Annotated in this window: 16 protein-coding genes and 1 other annotated feature; of the genes, 6 read left to right on the top strand and 10 right to left on the bottom strand. The window is 36.1% G+C overall.

Features of this window, described 5'->3' with window-relative positions:
- Window positions 1–8: 8 nt before the first annotated feature.
- The 5 genes from ileS to F8153_RS16550 form a co-directional block, all read right to left on the bottom strand.
- Window positions 9–3,125, bottom strand: coding sequence for an isoleucine--tRNA ligase (gene ileS, locus F8153_RS08165; RefSeq protein ID WP_207707705.1), 3,117 nt, complete (start codon window positions 3,123–3,125; stop codon window positions 9–11).
- 36 nt (window positions 3,126–3,161) lie between these two features.
- Window positions 3,162–3,380 (bottom strand) — a binding site (T-box leader).
- 211 nt (window positions 3,381–3,591) lie between these two features.
- Window positions 3,592–3,861 carry an aspartate/glutamate racemase family protein gene (locus F8153_RS16560; RefSeq protein ID WP_192929725.1) on the bottom strand — a complete coding sequence of 90 codons (270 nt, stop codon included), beginning with the start codon at window positions 3,859–3,861 and terminating at the stop codon, window positions 3,592–3,594.
- Entirely contained in the window at window positions 3,812–4,300 is a 489-nt protein-coding gene (locus F8153_RS16555; RefSeq protein WP_151865863.1) for an aspartate/glutamate racemase family protein, read from the bottom strand. Before F8153_RS16555 ends, F8153_RS16560 begins: the two co-directional genes overlap by 50 nt.
- Before the next feature lie 320 nt (window positions 4,301–4,620).
- Window positions 4,621–5,847, bottom strand: a complete 1,227-nt coding sequence (locus F8153_RS08150; protein ID WP_151865862.1) for a dicarboxylate/amino acid:cation symporter — start codon at window positions 5,845–5,847, stop codon at window positions 4,621–4,623.
- A gap of 103 nt (window positions 5,848–5,950) precedes the next feature.
- The gene (locus F8153_RS16550) at window positions 5,951–6,073 is read right to left on the bottom strand and encodes a hypothetical protein (RefSeq protein ID WP_279237124.1); all 123 of its coding nucleotides are present in this window, start codon (window positions 6,071–6,073) and stop codon (window positions 5,951–5,953) included.
- A gap of 63 nt (window positions 6,074–6,136) precedes the next feature.
- Between F8153_RS16550 and liaF the strand changes: the two genes are divergently transcribed.
- The 3 genes from liaF to F8153_RS08135 all read left to right on the top strand — a co-directional run bounded on the left by liaF (window position 6,137) and on the right by F8153_RS08135 (window position 8,827).
- Entirely contained in the window at window positions 6,137–6,928 is a 792-nt protein-coding gene (gene liaF, locus F8153_RS08145) for a cell wall-active antibiotics response protein LiaF (RefSeq protein WP_151865861.1), read from the top strand.
- 1 nt (window position 6,929) lies between these two features.
- A complete protein-coding gene (locus F8153_RS08140; protein ID WP_151865860.1) occupies window positions 6,930–8,033 on the top strand; it encodes a sensor histidine kinase in 1,104 nt (367 codons plus the stop codon).
- A 149-nt stretch (window positions 8,034–8,182) separates the two neighbouring features.
- On the top strand, window positions 8,183–8,827 hold the full coding sequence (locus tag F8153_RS08135; protein WP_151865859.1) for a response regulator: 645 nt from the start codon (window positions 8,183–8,185) through the stop codon (window positions 8,825–8,827).
- 37 nt (window positions 8,828–8,864) lie between these two features.
- Here F8153_RS08135 and F8153_RS16065 read toward each other — a convergent pair whose 3' ends face one another.
- Window positions 8,865–9,029 carry a hypothetical protein gene (locus F8153_RS16065; protein ID WP_192929724.1) on the bottom strand — a complete coding sequence of 55 codons (165 nt, stop codon included), beginning with the start codon at window positions 9,027–9,029 and terminating at the stop codon, window positions 8,865–8,867.
- A gap of 324 nt (window positions 9,030–9,353) precedes the next feature.
- Here F8153_RS16065 and F8153_RS08130 point away from each other — a divergent pair, with 324 nt between their 5' ends.
- The 3 genes from F8153_RS08130 to F8153_RS08120 are packed head-to-tail and all read left to right on the top strand — an operon-like array spanning window position 9,354 to window position 12,643.
- Entirely contained in the window at window positions 9,354–9,743 is a 390-nt protein-coding gene (locus F8153_RS08130) for a GntR family transcriptional regulator (RefSeq protein WP_151865858.1), read from the top strand.
- The gene (locus F8153_RS08125) at window positions 9,703–10,638 is read left to right on the top strand and encodes an ABC transporter ATP-binding protein (RefSeq protein ID WP_330577765.1); all 936 of its coding nucleotides are present in this window, start codon (window positions 9,703–9,705) and stop codon (window positions 10,636–10,638) included. The genes F8153_RS08130 and F8153_RS08125 overlap by 41 nt, the downstream gene beginning before the upstream one ends.
- Window positions 10,610–12,643 (top strand): DUF6449 domain-containing protein, encoded by a 2,034-nt coding sequence (locus F8153_RS08120; protein ID WP_151865856.1) that lies wholly within the window; start codon window positions 10,610–10,612, stop codon window positions 12,641–12,643. The genes F8153_RS08125 and F8153_RS08120 overlap by 29 nt, the downstream gene beginning before the upstream one ends.
- A gap of 29 nt (window positions 12,644–12,672) precedes the next feature.
- On the opposite strand, the gene F8153_RS08115 is transcribed toward F8153_RS08120, so the two are convergent.
- The 4 genes from F8153_RS08115 to F8153_RS08100 form a co-directional block, all read right to left on the bottom strand.
- Window positions 12,673–12,972, bottom strand: a complete 300-nt coding sequence (locus F8153_RS08115; protein WP_151865855.1) for an MTH1187 family thiamine-binding protein — start codon at window positions 12,970–12,972, stop codon at window positions 12,673–12,675.
- Window positions 12,973–13,054: 82 nt separating this feature from the next.
- Complete coding sequence (locus F8153_RS08110; RefSeq protein ID WP_151865854.1) at window positions 13,055–13,993, bottom strand: S-layer homology domain-containing protein; 939 nt, start codon at window positions 13,991–13,993, stop codon at window positions 13,055–13,057.
- A 357-nt stretch (window positions 13,994–14,350) separates the two neighbouring features.
- Window positions 14,351–14,572: a YdbC family protein gene (locus tag F8153_RS08105; RefSeq protein WP_151865853.1), complete on the bottom strand. Its 222-nt coding sequence runs from the start codon at window positions 14,570–14,572 to the stop codon at window positions 14,351–14,353.
- Window positions 14,573–14,684: 112 nt separating this feature from the next.
- Window positions 14,685–15,536, bottom strand: coding sequence for a bifunctional 5,10-methylenetetrahydrofolate dehydrogenase/5,10-methenyltetrahydrofolate cyclohydrolase (locus F8153_RS08100; RefSeq protein ID WP_151865852.1), 852 nt, complete (start codon window positions 15,534–15,536; stop codon window positions 14,685–14,687).
- Between the last annotated feature and the right edge of the window lie 225 nt (window positions 15,537–15,761).

The raw sequence follows: 15,761 nt of genomic DNA, 5'->3' as shown, positions 1-15,761 counted from the left end.
TAGTTAGCTTATATTCTTTCTACCTTAATTCCAGTATCATGATCATTTAGGTTTTGTTTTTCCAGCGAAGCATCAGATACTCTTATAATCTCAAGAGCCAAGGTTTCTTGCTTAATGTATTCCTCATGAAGCTTAACAGCATCAGCTATTTCATCATCGCTATCATAGAAGATCTTAATGTTGTCGGTTACCTCATAATCATTGTTCTTTCTGAGTTGCTGTACCTTTGAGATAAATTCTCTAGCATAGCCTTCATCGATTAATTCCTTGGTTAGGGTTGTATCTAGGATTACAAAGAGATTATTCTCCGTTTCAACGGTAAAGCCCTCCTTAGCAGAGATGGCTATTAATACATAATCCTTAATAACTTCAACCTCTTCCCCTTCAAGGTTAATCTTTACGGTTTCTCCAGCTTCTAGCTTTGCTGCTGTTTCAGATGGGTCTAGCTCTCCAAGGGCCTTTCCAAGAAGCTTAATTTTAGAACCTAGGATTGATCCAGCTACACGGAAGTTGGGCTTTAGGCTAACATCCATATATTCCTTTAAATCCTTTTCAAAAACAATTTCCTTAACATTTAACTCCTCTTGGATTAATGGTACTAAATCCGCTATTAAGTCTTCATATTTTCCATCCACCAGGATTTTTTGTATCGGTTGACGAACCTTAATTTTAGCCTGGTTTCTCGCTGCTCTACCTAAGCCTACAAGATCCCTTACAAGGTCCATTCTTTCTTCAACACCCTTATCTATTAAGCTGGTGTTTATTTCAGGGTAATCGGCAAGATGCACTGTCAACTCCCCTGTTAAGTTCTGATAAAGTTCATCTGATAAGAAGGGAGCGAAGGGTGCTACAAGCTTACTAACTCCGACTAAAATTTCATAGGTAGTATTATAAACTGCCTTTTTATCTTCAGTAAGCTCAGTTGCCCAGAATCGTCTTCTTGCCCTTCTGATATACCAGTTTGAAAGGTCTTCATTAACAAATTCTTGGATCTTTCTAACCGCCTTTGTAAGGTCGAATACCTTCATATCCCCTTCAACACCTTGAAGAAGACTATTAAATTTCGATATAATCCATCTATCCAACTCAGGACGTTTATGGTGCTCTACAAAGAAATCCTTAGCATTAATATTGTCGGTATTGGCATACATTGCAAAGAAGGTATAAACATTTTGTATTGTTGAGAAGAACTTGCTTTGCACCTCTTTAAGACCTTCAATATCAAAACGAGTTGGTGTCCAAGCTGGAGAAACATAAAGTAGATACCATCTTAAAACGTCTGCTCCATAATCGTCGAAGAGTTTAAAGGGGTCCACTGTGTTTCCCTTAGATTTAGACATTTTTCTTCCATCTTTATCTAGGATTAGGTCATTAACCAGAACATTTTTATAAGGTGCTACCCCCTTTATAAAGGTTGAAATAACCAGCAAGGAGTAGAACCATCCCCTGGTTTGATCGATTCCTTCACAGATAAAATCTGCCGGGAATAGTTCATCAAAATTCTCTTTATTCTCAAAGGGATAATGATGTTGCGCAAAGGGCATTGCTCCACTATCAAACCAACAGTCAATAACCTCTGTAACCCTTGTCATGCTTCCTTCACACTTCTCACATTTTAGGTGAACATCATCTACATAGGGTCTATGAAGCTCAACGGTTTCATCAATGTTTTCTACAGCCCTCTCAACAAGCTCCCTTCTAGAGCCTACTGAGGTTAAATGACCACAATCACATCTCCAAACGTTTAGGGGTGTTCCCCAATATCTATTTCTAGATAGGGCCCAATCATTTACATTCTCTAGCCAGTTGCCAAAACGTTTTTCTCCAACATAGTCTGGGAACCAGTTTACGGAGTTGTTGTTCTGAATGAGTTGGTCCTTCATTTTGGTTACTTCTATATACCAACTGGGCTTTCCGTAATATAATAATGGCGTTGAGCATCTCCAGCAATGGGGATAGTTATGCTCCATCTTTTCTTTTTTAAATAGCTTTCCTTCTCCATGTAGCCACTTAATGATGTCTACATCGCAATCCATTACGAAGCGACCTTCCCAAGGAGTAGTGGTGTATTTTCCACTTTCATCTACTGGCTGTAAAACCGGTAAATCATAACGTCTTCCAACCTGATAATCATCTTCACCAAAGGCTGGAGCAATATGAACGATTCCTGTACCATCATCGGTTGTAACATAATCTGCTACAGTTACAAAAAAGGCTTTTTTATCAGGCTTTACAAAGGGCATTAGCTGCTCATACTCTATGTGCTCCAATTCACTGCCCTTAAGCTTTTCTAGAACTTCATAGTCTTCACCAATAACTTTATTGGCTAGCTTTTCTGCTACATAATATACCTTATCCTGATGCATAACCTTTAAGTAATCCACCTCTGGATGAACAGCTAAGGCTACGTTGGAGGCTAAGGTCCAGGGTGTAGTGGTCCATACTAGGAAATACTCGTCGGCATCCTTCCTTTTCATTGGAACAATTACGGTATTGGATTTAATCTCTTTATAACCTTGGGAAACTTCATGGGAAGCTAAACCTGTTCCACATCTTGGACAGTAGGGTAATATTTTGTGTCCTTCATAGATATAGCCTTCCTTAAAGAATTTATTTAGAATCCACCAAATAGACTCAATATAATCATTGTCTAAGGTAATATATGGATTATCTAAATCTATCGTATAACCCATTCTCCTAGTCATTTCCCTCCAGGGTTTTTCATAGGAGAAAACCGATTCTCTACATTTTTCATTGAAGTTGGCAATACCATAATCATCAATTTCCTGCTTACTGGAAAGCTTTAACTTCTTCTCAACCTCAATTTCAACAGGTAGACCATGGGTGTCCCATCCGGCCTTCCTCTTAACCTGATGTCCTGTCATAGCCTTATATCTACATACAGAGTCCTTTAAGGTTCTTGAAATAACATGGTGTATACCCGGCATACCATTGGCTGTTGGTGGGCCTTCAAAAAATACAAAGGATTTTTGGTCTTTCCTGTTGTCAATGCTTTTTTCCAAAACCTTATGTTTATCCCAATGGTCAGACATCAAGCCTTCCCTTTTGGAAACCGGCAATGAAGATAATTCTTTATACTTTTCCACTTTTCTCAGTCCTTTCATATGTTTTTATAAATTAAAAAATCCCTGAGTCAAAGACTCAGGGACGAAATATCGCGGTACCACCCTAATTGCAGAAGAAGCAACTCTTCTGCCACTCAAAAACATGTAACGCATGCCTGCGAAAATTTCTACTTTTTATTCGAAATTCCAGCTCTGAGGTGATCTTCATATAATACCTTCATCATAATCTTTCAGCTATTGATTATGTCTCTTTCAATCCAGCTATTATACTACTGTCCTCTTCTTTGCCATTTTTATTTTACATTATTAAATTAGATTATACCCCTCAGGTAGGCAGGTGTCAAGGCATAACTGAAAATTTATGTCTAATTGAAAATTTGTAAAATTTGTAGAAATATATGAAGATCTCTCTTTTCATCTTTTGTATTACTATATATCCTTCGATTTATCGAAGACACAACAATTCAACATTCAACATTCAACATCTAACATTCAACTTTAGTATTTATTTCTTCGCTTCTTTTATAATAGCCTTTGCCAGCAACTCTGTTGTATCAATATATTTTTGCCCAAGACTTTTAACTTTCTCATCATTATAACTTCTTTGGAATAGTAGAGGCAGCTCAGTACAGCCTAATATTACTATTCTAATCCCCTTTTCCTTAAACTCCCTCAAAATACTAAACATTTTTTCTTTGTTATCTTCTATAATACCCCTTTTAATATCATAAATAAATATCCATAAGAACTTGAATATTTCCTTCCTCTGGCTCAACAATCTCTATTGAATATTCTTTACATGCTTCATTATATATACCCGAAATATATACTCCTTTAGTTGCCAATAATCCAACCTTTACTTCCCTTCCATATTTGTTTAATATGTAATCTGCTGTAATTTGTATCATATTAATAAAAGAGATATCCATGTTTACTATCTCACTGCAAAAGCAATGGGCAGTATTACAAGCCATAGCAATAATCTCAGCCCCCATAGCCTTAAGTCTATTTGCGGATTTTACAATTTCAGCAGATGGAGAAATTCCCTTCCCTAACAGGAAATCAGTTCTATCAGTTATCTTAGTATTATTATCAATTATGATTGGAATATGCTCTTGATCACAGGAAGCCTTTGTAAGCTTTATGATTCTTTGGAATAAATAAAGGGTTGCCTCCGGACCCATGCCACCAATAATCCCTACTGTTTTGTACATAAAACACCTCCATACAAATAAATTAAGAATGAAGAATGTAGAATTAAGAATTATGAATGCAGGATGAAGATGAAGATAATAGATAACCTAATCTCTGATAGGTGTTAGTCACTTATTTAGCTACCTTAATTTTAATGTTGAATGTTAAATGTTGAATGTTGAATTAATGAATAAATTTCCTGCGGAAAATTTCACTCTAGGAAAAGCCTGCAAACCCGTTAGAAAACAGTTTTGATAAAAATAATACTCAATATTTAAATAATCTGTGTTAATTAATATTCCGTTCAATAGCATGAAAAGCCCGGTTTCCCGGGCTCTCTCTACTGATTTTCAGCTACCTTACCTTCCTCCACATCCATAAGTTCATTTTCTGTGGCAGCCACCGCAACTGCTACCGCTGCATCCCCCACCACATTTACCGATGTTCTAGCCATATCTAAGATTCTATCAATCCCTGCTATAAGGGCTGAGCCTTCAAGAGGTAGCCCAACAGAGGTTAATACCATAGTTAGCATGATGAACCCTGCGCCGGGCACTCCAGCTGTTCCTATTGATGCCAGGGTTGCCGTTAGTACGATGGTTAGTTGCTGTCCTAGGGATAAGTCAAGACCATAAATTTGAGCCACAAATAGAGCACATACCCCTTGATATAAAGCAGTTCCATCCATATTAATGGTTGCCCCCAATGGAAGGACAAAGCTGGCTATGGAATTGGATACTCCTAGGTTTTCCTTTGTTGACTTTATTGTTACTGGTAGTGTTCCTGCACTACTGGCTGTACTAAAGGCAACTGTAGCAGCAGGAGAGATGCCTTTAAAGAATTTTAGGGGATTCATTTTGGCGAAAATCTTTACAATACTTGAATAAACGATTAAGCTATGTAGTATTACGCCTAAATACACAGCGATTATTACCTTAGCCAATGGTAATAATACCGATGGTCCATTTACTGCCACTACTGGCACAATTAATGCAAATACACCATAGGGTGCGAGGCTCATAACAAAAGCTGTTAGCTTATACATAACCTCTGCAAGGCCATCAATAACATTAAATAGAGGCTTTCCCTTTTCCCCCAAGGCTGTGATTCCTATACCTATGAAAAGGGCAAAAACGATAATTTGTAGCATGTTACCATCCACTAAGCTTTTCAATGGATTATTGGGTACAATTCCCAGTAATGTATCCACCAAGGGTGGCGCTTCCTTGGCTTCTATGGTAGCATCTTCCAATAGGGTCAGTCCATCGCCTGGAGAAATGATATTAGCTAATATGATACCTATCGTTACAGCAACTGCTGTAGTTACTAAATAGAAGGCAACTGTTTTACCCCCTACCCTACCGACTTTCTTGATATCCCCCATAGAGGCTGCCCCTATAACCAATGAAGAGAATACCAAAGGAACAATGATCATCTTGATTAGATTTAAAAAGAGTGTCCCAAAGGGAGCAATAAACTTAGATGCAATTTCTGGAGCTCCTCCCAGCAATAAACCTACAACGATACCCGCAACTAGTCCTATTAATATCTTGGTTGTCAGTTTCATTCAAACTCCTCCCTTCAACAATGACTTTATTCTATTTTTTACATCATTAGTATTTATGTTATAGATCATTTTGATTTAACAAAGGATAAATTATATAATAATGCTATGCTGTAGCTATTCTCTTTATTACTATCACCTTTATCATTGCCCTATCTACATAGCCTTCTCCGTCTCTAGACGGATATAAAAACCATCTATAGCATGTTTCTTTCACCATATTCTTCATATATAATTTAATTAATAAAAGAAATTAAAGGAATTATTATATATTTATTTAGGAGGAGATATCATGAAAAAAAACTTTTGGGGAATCTTGTTAGTTGCTTTAGGAGTATTGTTTTTGTTATCCAATGCTGGTATCATGGCCTATGATATGGGGGAGATAGTATATACCTACTGGCCATTAATATTTGTTATATGGGGCTTATCCTCAATAATAAATAAAATAACCTCTAGAAAATATGGTTTTAGATTAACTGACTTAGTATTTCCATTGTTTTTAATTGCAGGAGGCCTAATATTAACAGGCAATCGACTAGATATGTTTGGAAGGACCATTAGCTTTTGGCAGGTATTTTGGCCCTTTGTTTTAATCTATATAGGCCTATCCTTCTTTACCTCTCATTCCTTTGTATATATTAATGATATTAAATACGATGGAAAGCATAAGGCTAAGGATAATTATAAACATAATCCCAATGGTTTTAGTGAAGGGAAGCGTCATATATCCATAGGCTCCCTTGATATAGGAAATGAACCTTGGGTACTAGAAGATACCAACTATCATGTTGGTATTGGGGAGACTACAATAGATTTATCAAAGGCCTTTCTAAAGGAAGGAGAAACCAATATGCAGATAACAGGTCATATTGGAAGTATAACAGTTGAAATACCCAGTGATATGGCCATAAACGTGGTGGCTAATTTGAGTTTGGGCAACATTAGCATTTTTGGAAATGACCATGCAGTTAACCCTAGAACTGTTACCTATAGAAGTGAATTTTATGACGAGGCTGATAAGAAGCTTATTTTATATTTATCCTTGAAGATCGGAGAAATTGAGCTAGAGAAGGTGTGTTAATATGAATCTAAAACTCTTCACATCTAACAGAAGTAAAAAGGGATTAAGATGGGAGATTCTAACAAAAATCTATTTATCCTCAATATTGGGAATTACTTTAACAACCCTTTTTATTTACACATCATTATCTATCGTGAATTGGGGCCAAATGTCTCTACTAAATAGCTATGTCCTTAACAATTTTCATATACTCATTACTTCCATGATAGCTGCCTCCTTTATACCAGTAATGATTATTGGAATCCCCTTTTCCTATAAAATAAAAAACTCCTTGTCTAATCTGGAGGAGGCCTTAGAATCCCTTAGCAGAGGTAGGATTGACCTTCGTTTAGGTCTTGATGATTATTATGACTTTAATCGATTAAATCATCAATATAACCTCACAGCTGATCAAATTCAAAGGCAGGTAGAATCCCTCCAAAGGCTGGTTAATGAAAACAAGAAAATCCTATTAAATGCAGAGGCTGCTGCGTCTTTAGGGGAAAGAAAGAAAATTGCAAGAGAACTTCATGACTCCATAAGTCAGCAGTTATTTGCCATCTCAATAACCATGGGAGCCATCAAAAACATTATCGAAAAGAATCCACAGGAAGCAAGAAAACATTTTGATAATGTAGAAAAAATGGTTAACCTAGCCCAACAGGAGCTAAGGGCACTACTGATGCACCTTAGACCCGTAAGACTAAATGGTACACCCCTTAACGAAGGGGTAACCGCTTTGTTAAGGGAGCTTAAAGAAAAGAACAAAAATATTGATATTAAATGGAATATTGATGAGGTTGCCAAGCTATCACAAGGTGTTGAAGATCACCTCTTTAGAGTTCTTCAAGAAGCCCTCTCTAATGCCCTTAGACATTCAAAGGCTAGCCTTATCAAGGTTAAACTATTTATCAGAAACAATCTGCTATTATTATTTATCGAAGACAATGGTGTGGGTTTTAGTCTTTCACAGGATAAAAAAACCTCCTATGGTGTATCTACCATGCAGGAACGGGTAACGGAGATTGGAGGAAGAATAGAAATTCTATCATACCCTGGAAAGGGAACGAGAATTGAGATTAGAGTGCCTATTGATATAGAGGGGACATATAAAATTGAAAATTGAAAGTTGAAAGTTGAAAATTTTAAAAAAACCTAAAAGCATTCAAGTTTTCTAAAGAAATTTTCTACAGAAAAATTTCTTCAACAATTCAACATTCAACATTCAACATTATAATTTATTTATTGAATTAATGAAGGGAGTGGGATTAAAGGATGGCTGATAAAATAAAAGTTTTAATCGTAGATGATCACGAAATGGTGAGAATGGGCTTAGGGGCCTATTTGTCAACGGTGGATGACATTGAATTGGTGGGAGAAGCAAATAACGGTAAAAAAGCAATTGAAGCTGCAATAAACCTATTGCCTCAGGTTATTCTAATGGACTTGGTTATGGAAGAAATGGACGGGATAACTGCAACTAAGGAAATCCTTGATGAGTTTAATAAATTAGGTAAGACTGTTAAAATCATCGTTTTAACCAGTTTCATAGATGATGATAAGGTATTTGCTGCATTAGAAGCAGGAGCCTTTAGCTATTTACTTAAAACCTCCTCAGCCAATGAAGTCCTTGATGCCATCAGGAAGGCCTCTGACAATAAACCCGTTATGGAGAGCGAGGTCACCAATATGCTACTTAATAGAATACATAAAAAGCCTCCCAAACATGAACTTTTAACCCAAAGGGAGCTTGAGGTTTTAAAATTAGTGGGCCTTGGTAAAACCAATACAGAAATCAGTCAGGAATTGTTTATTGGAATAAAAACTGTTAAGACCCACGTCAGTAATATCCTAGCCAAGCTTGAGGTTGACGATCGAACAAAGGCTGCAGTATATGCCAATCAAAAGGATATCGTATAATAAAATTTAATGACCAAAGCCCAGCATGCCTGCTGGGCTAAATTTCTTCAGTGCTACATAAGTTCTTTTTATCATTGGCCACCCTACCACACTTATCACAAATATATTGGGGCTTATTTACCAGCTTTACATATTCCTTTAAATCATCCTTAAGGAAGTCCTTTTTGACCAACTTGCAGAGTTTTTTAGGTTTATCCTTCATGATATATCTCCCTTCATAAATTAAATGTTAAATGTTAGATGTTGAATGTTGAATTGATGTAGAAATTTGTTAACAAATTTCAATGTTTCTATCTATAATCTCTCATCTATAATCTTTAATCTGTCATCTATAATCTCTCATCTATAATCTCTTTCATTTACACCTATTCCCTATTCCTTATAACCTATTCCCTTTTCTTTTATACCCCCAAACTTCATTTGTTACTAATTTTTTTCTTTACAAAAATAAATTAAAGATATATACTATAACTGTATTACATATAATAATACAGTTAATACACGAAGCACAGAAAGGAGGAAGTGAATGTTTGAACTAGACTTAAGAAGTCGTCTACCTATTTATGAGCAATTAATTGAAAAAATGAAGCAATTGATCATCAGCGAAGTACTAAAGCCTGATGAGCAGCTACCCTCCGTTAGAGCCTTGGCTCAGCAGCTGACAATTAATCCGAATACCATTCAAAAGGCCTATAGAGAATTAGAAAGAGAAGGTTTTATTTATACTATACAGGGAAAGGGGAATTTTGTGGCTTCAATAATACAGAGTAAACATCAAGAGAAGAAGGAAACCCTTAAGAAGGAATTAATGAAAATCCTATCTGAGGCTATGTATCTAGGGATGTCTAGAGAGGAAATTTTACAGCTGATATCAAATGCTGAAGAGATTGTTGGAGGTGACAAAGGTCATGATTGAAGCAAAAAACCTGACAAAGGATTTTGATGATATAGAAGCCTTAAAGGGTGTGAATGTTGTAGTTGAAGAAGGATCCATTTATGGTTTATTGGGATCAAATGGAGCTGGTAAAACCACCTTACTTAAAACACTGGCAGGAATCTATAAAGAGGATTCAGGGGAAGTATCCATCTTTGGAGAAAGAGTTTTTGAAAATCCAGCCCTTAAGGAAAGGGTTTTATTCATACCAGACTCCCTATATTTTTTTGCTGGCTATACATTAAAGGACATGGCAGAATTTTATAAAAGTATCTACACAACATGGAACCAGGAAAGATATATTACCCTTCAACGGGTATTCAATTTAGATCCCAACAAAAAAATCATGAAGTTATCTAAAGGTATGCAGCGACAGGTTGCAATTTGGCTAGCCCTTTCTACCATGCCTAAGGTATTAATTCTTGACGAACCCCTCGATGGCTTGGATTCTGTCATGAGACAAAAGGTAAAAAACTTGTTAATTCAAGATGTAGCAGATCATCAACTTACAATCATCGTATCCTCCCATAACCTACGGGAGCTTGAGGATTTTTGTGATCATATAGGAATATTACATGAAGGGGCTATCGTTCTAGAAAAGGATATGGATGATTTAAAAAGGGATATTCATAAAATTCAAGTGGCCTTTAGAAGCCCATTATCAGAAGAGGTCTTTAATAGCATGAATTTATTGTATAAGGAAAAACGTGGTAGCGTCTACCTATTTATCGCAAGGGGAGATAAGAATGCTGTAACCAAGTACTTTGCTGAATTTGATCCGGTGCTATTAGACATTTTGCCATTGACCTTAGAAGAAATATTCATATACGAAATGGGGGATGTAGGCTATGCCATTGAAAACATCATTATTAAATAAAGGAATTATAAGAAATGACCTAAAGACCCTTTATTGGTTTCCAATTCTATATACAGTAATCTTATTCTTTGTAGTACCATTACAGCTAATTTCAAGGATTCCCCACCTTAAGGATTCTTATCCCCACAGCCATATATTTGGGATTTTGAACTTTGGTGGCGATGGAACACAGCAGGTACTTATAATGACTGTACCAGTACTACTTGCTTTAATACTGTTTAGCTATCTACAAAGAAAAAATCCCTCGGATATGTTCCACAGTCTTCCCATAAGAAGGCGAACTCTCTTTACAAGTCACATTCTAGTAGGTATAAGCTTTTTAACAGTACCCGTTATTGTTACCGGTTTATTTACATGGATAGTTCAAATTGTGAGTAACCTTCATTCCTATTTAAGCCTAAGGGATATTCTACTATGGGCAGCTATTACAATGGTTATGAACACTGTTATGTTTATGAGTGCTGTTTTCGTTGGTACAGTAACTGGAATCACCTTGGTTCAGGGAGTAATAACCTACATTGTACTATTCCTGCCAATGGGGCTACTATCTTTAGCAGCATATAATCTTCAGATGTTTCTGTATGGATATAGCTTTAGGTTTCATCTAGGGAATAAAGATGGTTTCTTTATGGCAATATCACCCCTTTATAGAATCCTGAACTTAAATTCCATTTCTGGCAAAAGCCTTATTGGATATATCATATTTTCAGCAATCTTATATATCCTGGGGAGTTACTTATACCAAAGAAGAAGACTTGAAAACAACATGCAACCTATTGTCTATAAAAATCTTGGCTATTTCTTTAAATATGGTGTTGCCTTCTCTTGTATGCTGACAGCTGGCTTGTATTTTGCTAGGTTTGAGAAAAGTATTCCTTGGGTTGTGTTTGGATATCTGATAGCCTCCTTCTTAGGATATTTTATAGCAGAAGGTATCCTCCAAAAATCCTTTAGGATATTTAGCAAAAAAACTTTCATATCCTATGGAATTTATGGAGCAGTGGTTGCTATCGGCTTATTAGGTATTAATGTAGATCTTACAGGTTATGAGAAAAAACTACCCCCAATAGAAGAAATCAAAGGTGTTTATTTTGCATCTAATTTCTACTCCTATCAACACAGAGAAGATCCGAATTTCTATGAAGATGAGAACATTGAATTAATAAGGGAAGTCCATGAGGAGATTATAATGAATAAAAGAGATGTTAAGTATAATCAGAGAACCTATGGAAGGAATAGAGGAGATTTATACTTTGTTTATCAATTGGAAAACGGCGATGAGATTACAAGAAGCTATGAAGGTATAGATTTGTCTCCCTATCAGGATAAGATAGAAGCCGTTAACAGTTCTATTGAATATAAGAAGATGGCCTATGATGTATTAAATGTCGAAGCAAAAGATGTTGAAAAAATCACCTTTAGATCCTATGAGATAGCTAAGGATTTAGTTATATATGATTTAAATGAAATAGATGAGTTGCTACAGCTTCTTAAGGATGAAATCATCAACGCCACCTATGAGGAGTTAAACGACTCTAGGATCTGGGGAAGTGTGGATTTACTCCTTAAGCAAAAGGGAACAGAGGATGATAGCATCAGGGCAGAAAGCAAAATCTATGATAAAGCCACCCAGGAATACTATGATGGTATTAATGTAACATGGCGGAAATCCTTTGATAGCATTGATGCATGGTTATTTGAAAAGGGTTATTTAGAAGAGGCCCGGTTATTACCAAAGGATGTAGCCTTTATAGCTGTGGACATAGCCAATTCCTATGAAGAAGCAAAAAAAATCGCCACCTCCCTAAGGGAAAATAAGCAGTTTGAAACCTCCGATAAGGCCGAAATTGACTCCGCCCTTCAGAATTATTCCAATCATTGGGGTTATGATAATTTCCCAATATATGTAGTAGCCTTCTATGATGAAAATGACAACCGAATCACCTATGGAAGCTTCGATCAAAAGCATGTTCCAGAGTTTATTAAGGCTTACTTTGAGGAATAGAAATAGGGCTGAGAAATCAGCCCTTTATCTTATAATTTTGCTTCAACCGATTGAAGTTTTTGTTGCATTGAACCTTCCTGATCTCTTCTATCATCAATTTTAATAGATGTTGAAACCCTCATTGCTCCCTTTTTAAAGGGAATCTCATGCATTTTTTTAATTGTTTCTAAAATCCTGTTTAAATCCCCTTCGATAATAGTTCCCATTGGAGTAAGCTGATATTTTAATTCCTTCTCCATCATAAGAATTTTATGACAATCAGCCACGTAGTTACTGATACTGGTGCTTCCTGTTCCTAAGGGCACGATAGTTAGTTCTACAATTGCCATCAAATCACCTCCTAAGCTTTAGTATCATTATATCATTAATTAATATATAGCTAAATCATCCTTCCTACGTTTCTGAATATTGCTATTTTTTAACCAGATTATAGCCATAATTAGACATTGGGTTATCAACCATAATTGTTTTTGTACTTTTGGGATATGTAATTACTTGATTGTAAAACATGTGGGGATCGGGGTAGAAGGTTTCATACACTATGGTAATTACTCCTTCATCAATGGTTGCATCATAGATATGAATCTTATAGCCCGTGTTTGGCTTTTCGCCCCAACATAAGGTTACTATAACCTCATCTTCAGTAGTTTTAATATCTACACTGATACTAGGATCCTCCACTTCAACTACCTCCTTAGCATCTCTTATGAGGGATAAAAATCTGCTGGCAACCATTGCCGCCTGGGCCCTCGATGTATATTCCTTTGGTTGAAACTCATTATTTCCCACGCCTTGGAGTAATCCGTACTTAAGAGATATTTCAACGGATTCCCGTGCCCAATGGGAGATCTCCTCATAATCTTTAAAGGAAATTACTGATTCTAGAGGGTATTTAACCTTTTTGAACTTCAAAGCCCTTACCAAAATAACTGCCATTTCTTCCCTAGTTATTTCATCATCAGGATAAAACTTGTCTCCCCTGCCCTTTACGATGCCTGCTGCAACAGCCTTCATTATTGAAATATAATCTTTATCATCCTCTGATACATCAGTAAACCTCATATCTGTTTCTATTGAAGGAAGGTCCAAAAGCTCAACAATGAGCTTTGTAAATTCTGCCCTCTTAATTTTTGATTGTGAGGCAAAGCTTAAGGCCTCCTCCTCTGAAATAATACTTTCTTTAATTAAGATATCCACGGCTTCCTTAGCCCACTCCACATAGTTCGAATAATCTTCTTTTGTTCTAAAAAAATACCTATTATCTTTATCCACCTTTCCGTACACTACAGTTGTGCTATAATCCATCAAAAGAATGGATATAGCTAATAGCAGAAAAATCCTCTTAAACATATTGACACCTCCCACTAAACTCTTATTATTTGATATTATTTTATATAATATCTACTTCGAAGTTTGTTGTAATTTAGCGGCAACTTAAAATTATTCAAAAGAAAATACTTCAAAAGTTGGTTTCTTAAAGATTGAATAAAAGGAAGATCACCTTTTGGTGATCTTCCCAGATTGAAGACAAAGTATTCAAGATTAAGACTGATCAAAAGCTGGCAGATGGGAGGCATAAGAAAAGTCAGCGATTGCAGCGTATACAGAAATACGTAAGAGTGCTGACTTTTTGCAACAACAAAGCAGATGATAGTTTTTCATCAGTCTAGGAAGATCACCTTTTGGTGATCTTTCCCTAGGGATTTATTACAATTCTATACGATTAAGCAATTCCTTTAAGGCCTTTAACTCGTCCTTTGAAAGGGTTACACCCTTACCCATTTTTTTATGGTCAGTGTCCCAGTCTCTAATATCATATTTAGCCTCTCGGTCGTTCCAGCTGATTAGGTTTAATTCCTTTTTCCATCCCTTTGAGGATTCAGATAATACTCCAAGCTCTTCTTTAATATCAAACTTAATCTCTGCCATTTTATTACTCCCTTCTTCTTTTGGTAAAAATAGTATATCAAATTTTTACCAATCGAACAAGTGTTTTTCCATTTTTCCTATCACTTTTCATTTTTAATTTTTCACTACGATTCTACGCCTTCTGAAGCTTGCATGCCTCTACAACATGCTTCATTAAAATAGCAGTGGTAACGGTTCCAACTCCGCCAGGAACCGGTGTAATTGCCTTTACCTTTTCCTGAACCTTATGGTAATCAACATCACCACAGATTCCACCTTCACCATCATCATTGATTCCAACATCTATAACAACAGCATCCTTGTTAAAGTAGCTTTCATCAAACATACGTCTTCTACCAACAGCTGTTATCACAATATCAGCCCTTGATGCAACCTCTGGTAGATTCTTTGTGGCAGAATGACAAATGGTTATTGTAGCTTTATTGTCTATCATCATCATTCCAAGGGGCCTACCTACCACTAAACTGCTATTAATAATTACAACATTCCCTCCTCTTAAGGGAATATCGTTAAACTTCAACATCTCTATTACAGCCTTAGGGGTACATGGGGCAAATCCATCCTTACATCCTTCAAAAACCTTTGCAAGACTCATAGGATTCATGCAGTCAATATCCTTTTGCGGATCAATCAGGTGTTTAATTGCATTGATATCCAAATGGCTGGGCAAAGGCCTGAACATAAGAATACCATGAATATTAGCATTAGCATTTACATCCTTTACAACTGCTGTAAAGTCCTCCATAGTGATATCTACGCCTACATCGAATACCTCTGTATGTAAATCTACTGATTTGCAATTCTTAATAACACTATTTTCATATGCCACATCATCAGGTCTATTCCCCACCCTTATAATTCCTAAGGTTGGAACAATGCCCTCCTCCCTTATACTACTAATTTCTCTTCTTAAATCTTCCTTTAAAGCCTCAACAACCGGCTTTCCCTTTAAAATCATCGCCATGTGAATTACCCTCCTCAATAAAGCAAAAATTTATTTCTATATCTACTTATCCCTATGTTATTTTAACCTATTGATTATTATTATAGAAATAGCTATTTGTATTATACATGTGATTATTGAAAAATGCAAAATTAGATAATATTTTTTCAAACTTATAGGAAGGGTATAAAGCCCTTCCCTAATTTACTAAATGTTTTTTATAATCTATCATCAATACATTGTGAT

Origin of the sequence: Alkaliphilus serpentinus (assembly GCF_009017255.1) — a bacterium.
Taxonomy (GTDB): domain Bacteria; phylum Bacillota; class Clostridia; order Peptostreptococcales; family Natronincolaceae; genus Alkaliphilus_D; species Alkaliphilus_D serpentinus.
Note: the sequence above shows the minus strand (reverse complement) of the source record. Positions and strands in the feature narration are given on the sequence as shown.

Excerpts from the sequence above, each read along its gene's own strand:
- ileS (WP_207707705.1), bottom strand. The coding sequence starts at position 3,125 with ATGAAAGGACTGAGAAAAGTGGAAAAGTATAAAGAATTATCTTCATTG.
- F8153_RS16555 (WP_151865863.1), bottom strand. The coding sequence starts at position 4,300 with ATGTACAAAACAGTAGGGATTATTGGTGGCATGGGTCCGGAGGCAACC.
- F8153_RS08150 (WP_151865862.1), bottom strand. The coding sequence starts at position 5,847 with ATGAAACTGACAACCAAGATATTAATAGGACTAGTTGCGGGTATCGTT.
- F8153_RS16550 (WP_279237124.1), bottom strand. The coding sequence starts at position 6,073 with ATGAAGAATATGGTGAAAGAAACATGCTATAGATGGTTTTTATATCCG.
- liaF (WP_151865861.1), top strand. The coding sequence starts at position 6,137 with ATGAAAAAAAACTTTTGGGGAATCTTGTTAGTTGCTTTAGGAGTATTG.
- F8153_RS08140 (WP_151865860.1), top strand. The coding sequence starts at position 6,930 with ATGAATCTAAAACTCTTCACATCTAACAGAAGTAAAAAGGGATTAAGA.
- F8153_RS08135 (WP_151865859.1), top strand. The coding sequence starts at position 8,183 with ATGGCTGATAAAATAAAAGTTTTAATCGTAGATGATCACGAAATGGTG.
- F8153_RS16065 (WP_192929724.1), bottom strand. The coding sequence starts at position 9,029 with ATGAAGGATAAACCTAAAAAACTCTGCAAGTTGGTCAAAAAGGACTTC.
- F8153_RS08130 (WP_151865858.1), top strand. The coding sequence starts at position 9,354 with ATGTTTGAACTAGACTTAAGAAGTCGTCTACCTATTTATGAGCAATTA.
- F8153_RS08125 (WP_330577765.1), top strand. The coding sequence starts at position 9,703 with ATGCTGAAGAGATTGTTGGAGGTGACAAAGGTCATGATTGAAGCAAAA.
- F8153_RS08120 (WP_151865856.1), top strand. The coding sequence starts at position 10,610 with ATGCCATTGAAAACATCATTATTAAATAAAGGAATTATAAGAAATGAC.
- F8153_RS08115 (WP_151865855.1), bottom strand. The coding sequence starts at position 12,972 with ATGGCAATTGTAGAACTAACTATCGTGCCCTTAGGAACAGGAAGCACC.
- F8153_RS08110 (WP_151865854.1), bottom strand. The coding sequence starts at position 13,993 with ATGTTTAAGAGGATTTTTCTGCTATTAGCTATATCCATTCTTTTGATG.
- F8153_RS08105 (WP_151865853.1), bottom strand. The coding sequence starts at position 14,572 with ATGGCAGAGATTAAGTTTGATATTAAAGAAGAGCTTGGAGTATTATCT.
- F8153_RS08100 (WP_151865852.1), bottom strand. The coding sequence starts at position 15,536 with ATGGCGATGATTTTAAAGGGAAAGCCGGTTGTTGAGGCTTTAAAGGAA.